Origin of the sequence: Gordonia sp. (in: high G+C Gram-positive bacteria), assembly GCF_049299075.1 — a bacterium.
Classification (GTDB): domain Bacteria; phylum Actinomycetota; class Actinomycetes; order Mycobacteriales; family Mycobacteriaceae; genus Gordonia.
Map to the genome: position 1 here is coordinate 1 of NZ_JBAQWU010000311.1, position 5,475 is coordinate 5,475.

Below are 5,475 nucleotides of genomic sequence, written 5' to 3' on the forward strand. Positions count from 1 at the left end.
AATGAGGGTGGGCGACGATGATCATCGTCGCCCACCCTCATTGCGCGTCCGATGCTGCGCTCAGGTGCCGTTGGCCTGCACTGACAACGGGCGCCACTGCTCCCAGAGCTCCAGGCGCCGCACGTACGCGTCCGGAACCAGCGCCGCGGGCATGACGCCGAAGAAGACGCGCAGCGGCGGCTCCTGCGCGTCGACCAGATCGACCATCGCCCGGCCGGCCGCCGCAGGCTCGCCATCCCAGTCCGCCGGGAAACGCGCAGCCCGCTCGGCGATCGCGGTGCGCATCGGCTGATACTGCGGCTGCTCTGTCGCGTGCACCGCGCTGGCACCGCTCCACTCCGTGCCGTACGGGCCGGGTTCCACCAGGGTGACCCGGACTCCGAACGGCGCCAGTTCGGCGGCCAGCGACTCGGTCATCCCCTCGAGCGCCCACTTCGATGCGTGGTACCCACCGAGGTTCGGGAATGCGAGAACGCCTCCGACCGTGGAGATCTGGATGATGTGGCCGCCGTTCTGTTCACGCAGGATCGGTGCGACCGCCTGGCAGACGTGGAACGGCCCGAAGAGGTTCACCTCCAGCTGCGCTCGCAGCTGGTCCTCGCTGATCTCCTCGACCGCCCCGAAGAGTCCGTAGCCGGCGTTGTTGATCACCACGTCCAACCGACCGAGCGCGCGGTGCGCTTCAGCGACGGCGGCGTGGACAGCCGCGCGGTCGGTCACGTCGAGTCGAATCGGTACCAGCCGATCGCCGAACTCGGCGACGAGGTCGTCCAGTGCCGCTACGTCGCGGGCGGTGGCGGCCACGTGATCGCCGGATTCGAGCGCTGCCCGGGTGAACTCGCGGCCCAGACCTCGGCCCGCTCCGGTGATGAACCAGGTCCGGTTCCGTCGTGCATTCCGTGTCATCTCTGCGCCGCCCACGCTAGATCAGCATGCTGATCGGGTCATGGTCCTCCAGCGCCGCCCCGTACCGCTCGGTCATCGCCGAGACGACCGGTGCCGGCTGCATGACGGTCGGCACACACATCCAGGCGAATCCGTGCAGCGTGTGCAGCCGGTACTGGTGCCACGCGTCGTCGCCACCGATCTGCGGGCCTCCCTCGGCTGCCAGCGATTCGGTGTAGTGCCGCAACAAATCCCGCTCCCGCGAACGGCGGTCGGCCACCGACAGCGCGGACCCGAGGAAGTACGAGACGTCGTGCGCCCACGGCGCCAGGCACGCCGTCTGCCAGTCCAGGTACGCCGGCAGGCGCCCCGGTAGACGATAGAGCTGACCGAAGTGCGCGTCGCCGTGATTGATGGTGTGCTCGGCGGCATCGTCGAGTTCCCACAGAGCCGCGAAAGCCGCACGCACGCGGGCGTCGTCGCTCAGCCCGGGCGACAGCTCCGGCAGTTCGTCGCGAGCCAGCAGCGGGTAGAACTGCTCCGGACTCAGCATCACCTCGAAGGCCGATCGGGCGGCTTGTGCACCGACCGGCAGCCAGTTCAGGTCACCGCGTTCGGTCCCCCACAGCGCCGCATGCCATTTGGCCTGCACCTCCAGCGTCGCGGCGACGTCGTCCACCGGCCACAGCGCGGTCGGGTCCCCGAACTCGGCACCCGACGTCGTCAGGTCCTCCATGATGATCACGCCCTGATCGGGCTCTGCGGCCGAGTAGAAGGCGCGCGGCACCTCCGCCGCGAACCCGGGCGCCAGGTCGCGGAAGAAGTGTCCCTCCAGTTCGTATGCGGTCCCGAGCCCGAATGCCCGGCTCCGTTCGTCGAATCCGCCCTTCACGCAGATCTTGGCCGGAATGTCGCGGTCGTTGCGCGCGAACTGCAGGGTCAGGAACACCTTCGTCGCCGAGCCCCAGATGATCCGCTCGGTCTCGGCGGCGAGCACCTCGACGACACCGTCGGGGCCGCTCAGCGCGGCACTGAGCCACCCCGGAGTGAGCTCCTCGACCGTCCGCGGAAGTGTGCCGGCGGTACCGTCGGCGATGGGAGTGGACTGGTTCGTGGTCATCGTCGTTCCTCGTCTCGAGTTAGTTTCACGCCGGCTTCGGCGCGTCGTACAGTTCGGCGATGATCGCCGCATACTTCTCGTTCACTCCGCGCCGTTTCAGCTTCATGGTCGGAGTCAGTTCGGCCGAGTCCGGCAACCACTCCTGCTCCAGCAGACGGTAGGTCTTGATCTGCTCGACCCTGGACAGCTCGGCGTTCGCCGAGGCCACCGCCTCGGCGATCACCTTCCGCAGCTCGGGATCCTCGGCCAGGGTCACCGGCGACGCGTCGGGCAGGCCGTGCTGCTCGGCGAAGGTCCGCGAGGCATCCGGATCCAGCACCAGCAACGCCACGTTGTAGGGCCGCCGGTCCCCGATCACACAGGCTTGCCCGATCAACGGGTGCGCACTCTTGAGCTTCCCCTCGATGTTGACCGGTGACATGTTCTTGCCCGCCGCGTTGATGATGAGTTCCTTCTTCCGGTCGACGATGCTCACCCATCCCTCGTCGTCCATCTCGGCGATGTCGCCGGTGCGCAGCCAGCCGTCGGCGTCGATCGCCTCCGCCGTCTTGTCCGCGGCTTTGCGGTACTGCTTCATGACGTGTGGACCGCGGAGCAGCAGCTCGCCGTCCACGTCGATCCGGACCTCGGTGCCCGGCTGTGCGAGTCCCACCTTGCCGATCCGGATGTCGGTGGCCAGATTCGTGAAGCCGAGTGCCCCGGTCTCGGACATCCCGAAGCCCTCCTGCAGGGGCAGGCCGAGTGCGAGGAAGAACTCGTGCACCGCGACCGGTATCGGGGCAGCGCCGGTCATCAGCAGAGCCACCCGATCGAGACCGAGTTGCGCGCGGAGCGGCGCGAAGACCGTTGTATCCGCGTCGGCGACGGCCTTGTCCAGCTCCGCGGGTACCGGTTGGCCCGCTTGTTCCAGCCGAACCTTCTCGACTGCGGCGTCCAGGGCGGCCAGGGTCGGGGTTCGCGCGGCCTCAGGCAGCGCGTTGAACTTGGCGAGCAGCCCCGCACGCAGCTTCTCCCAGATTCGGGGCACACCCAGGAACCAGGTCGGCCGGGCCTGAGCCACGGCGGCGAACACCGTCGTCGCATCGGCGACGGTGGTGATCGGCCAACCGGTGACCGTCGCCAGGTAGTGGGAGAAGACCCGGTCCGCCGCGTGGGCGGTGGGCAGGTACGAGATAGCGGATCCCTCGGTGGCGAACGGGAAGCGGATATTGCAGCTCTTCATCACGAACATCAGATTGGCATGGGTGAGCTCGACGCCCTTGGGGTCGCCGGTGGTGCCGGAGGTGTAGATCAGGGTCGCGAGATCGGTCTCCTCGACCGCTCGCCACCGCTCCTCGAAATCGAATCCGGGGCGACCGGAGGCGCGCAGTTGGGTCATCGAGACGACGGTCGCGTCGCCGACGGTCGTCGGCGAGTCCGCGTCACCGTCGATCACCACCACGTGTCGCAGCACCCGGGCGTTCACCCGCGCGAGCACGTCCAGGAAACGCTGCTCGGTGACGAGGACGGCGTTCTCCGCGTTGGCGAACAGGTAGTCGATCTGCCCGGGTGCCGATGTCAGGTAGATGGAGAAGGGCGTCGCCCCCAGGTGCAGGGCGGCCATGTCGGTCAGGTGGAACTCTGGGCAGTTCGGCAAAAGGATCGCCACCGTGTCGCCCCTCGCGACGCCGAGGCCCGCCAGTCCGGCCGCGATCTCCTCGACTACGCGGGCGTACTCGTTCCAGGTATAGGCGCGTTCGGTGCCGAAGGCCGGGAGTGCGATCTGGTCACCGCGATCACGGACGGTCGCCTGAAAGGCCGCCGGCAGCGTGGCTTCCAGGACTCCGGGAACGAGGGCCCCGGACTCGAACGGCTCTGACTCCGGCGGCTTCGTCTCGAACGACTCTGCGTGGGGCGTGGCTGACTTGGTCATGGGTACCTCGTTCTGCGGGTGGTTCCGGGCTCTGCAGTTGGTTCTGGGGCGCAGGCGGTTCTGGGGTGGTGGTCGTTACTGAAGGGCGGCCGCGACGACGGCCGGGCCGGTGTCGGCTCTCGACGTCAGCACGAAGTCGGTGTGATCGGGCTCGTGCACGCGGTCCCAGTAGTCGAGGTAGCGCCACGGGCTGTTGGTGACGATGCGTCCCCGCTGATTGCGGTAGTAAGTGCTCGTCCCGCCGAAGTGCCAGACGGTCTGCTCCAGCGCCGCATCCAGTTCGTCGTTGTACCGATCGTGCGACTCCTGCCGGACTTCCACCGTGGCGAGTCGCTCGTCGATCATCCGGCTCAGGAGTGCGGTGACGTGCTGAACCTGCATCTCGGTGCCTGCGATCACCGTGCCGCCGTGGCCGGTGTTCGTGTTCGGTCCGTAGAGGCAGAAGAAGTTGGGGAAACCGGGGATCGAGATCCCGAGGTGCGCGCGACCGTCGCCTTCTCCCCAGACCTCGCGGAGCGTCCGGCCCTCCCGGCCGCGGACGTCCAACGAGCCGAGGACGTCGACGGCCTTGAAACCGGTCGCGAGCACCAGGACATCGACGGGGATCTCGTCGCCGTCGGCGGTGCGGACCCCCGTCGGCGTGATGCGGTCGATCCAGCTCGTCACCAGATCGACGTCGTCTCTGGTCAGCGACCGGAACCAGCCTGCATCGATCAGCAGACGCTTGCCGTACGGCGGGTACTCGGGCACCGACTGCGCCAGCAGCTCCGGATGCCCGTCGAGCTGGTGCTGAATGTAGGCGGTGAGGTTCTCGCGCAGGCGATCGTTGGCGCGGTTGACCGCGCGGCCGAGGTGCGGGTAGTCCGGGTCCACCTGGAGCAACTTCCAGACCTTGTCGCCCATCCGCCAGAAGAGTCGGGCCCGGTACCACGCCAGGTAGTACGGCACGTGTGCGTTGAGGAAGTGCACGGCCTCCGACACCGATCGCCCCTTGAGGGGATGCGGCATCGCCCACTGCGGCGTCCGCTGGAAGACGGTGACGCGCTCGGCGGTATCGGCCACGGCGGGAACGAACTGCATGGCGCTCGCACCGGTGCCCACGACCGCGACCCTTTTTCCGGACAGATCGATCGACCGATCCCATTCGGCGGTGTGCCGGACCACGCCGGTGAACTCCTCGAGACCGGGGAGTTCAGGAGTCGCAGGCTGATTCAGCAGACCCACCGCGCTCACCACCACGTCGGCGGTCAGCACCTCCGTCTCGCCCGGCGTGTCGACCGACTCGACGGTCACTTCCCATCGCGACGCGGCCTCGTCGAACCGGGCCTGACGAACCCGTGTAGAGAACCGGGCGTGATCGACCACCCCGTGCCGTTCGGCCAGTTCGCGCCAGTAGCCGGCCAGTTCCTCCTGGCTCGCGAAGTAGTCGGTCCAGTCCGGCTTCGGATCGAAGGACAACGCGTACAGGTAGCTGGGAGTGTCCACTCCGCAGCCCGGGTAGACGTTCTCGTGCCAGCTGCCCCCGACATCGGCGTTCTTGTCGACGATGGTGTAGTCG

At 67.9% G+C, this 5,475-nt stretch carries 4 protein-coding genes; all 4 read right to left on the bottom strand.

The window, feature by feature from the left end:
• Positions 1-60: 60 nt before the first annotated feature.
• Positions 61-906: an SDR family NAD(P)-dependent oxidoreductase gene (locus tag WAW85_RS09505; RefSeq protein ID WP_422559371.1), complete on the bottom strand. Its 846-nt coding sequence runs from the start codon at positions 904-906 to the stop codon at positions 61-63.
• A 16-nt stretch (positions 907-922) separates the two neighbouring features.
• Positions 923-2,005 carry a phosphotransferase gene (locus WAW85_RS09510; protein ID WP_422559372.1) on the bottom strand — a complete coding sequence of 361 codons (1,083 nt, stop codon included), beginning with the start codon at positions 2,003-2,005 and terminating at the stop codon, positions 923-925.
• Positions 2,006-2,030: 25 nt separating this feature from the next.
• A complete protein-coding gene (locus WAW85_RS09515) occupies positions 2,031-3,917 on the bottom strand; it encodes an AMP-dependent synthetase/ligase (RefSeq protein ID WP_422559373.1) in 1,887 nt (628 codons plus the stop codon).
• Positions 3,918-3,992: 75 nt separating this feature from the next.
• Positions 3,993-5,475: flavin-containing monooxygenase (locus WAW85_RS09520; protein WP_422559374.1), on the bottom strand; the 1,483-nt coding region annotated here is incomplete at its 5' end.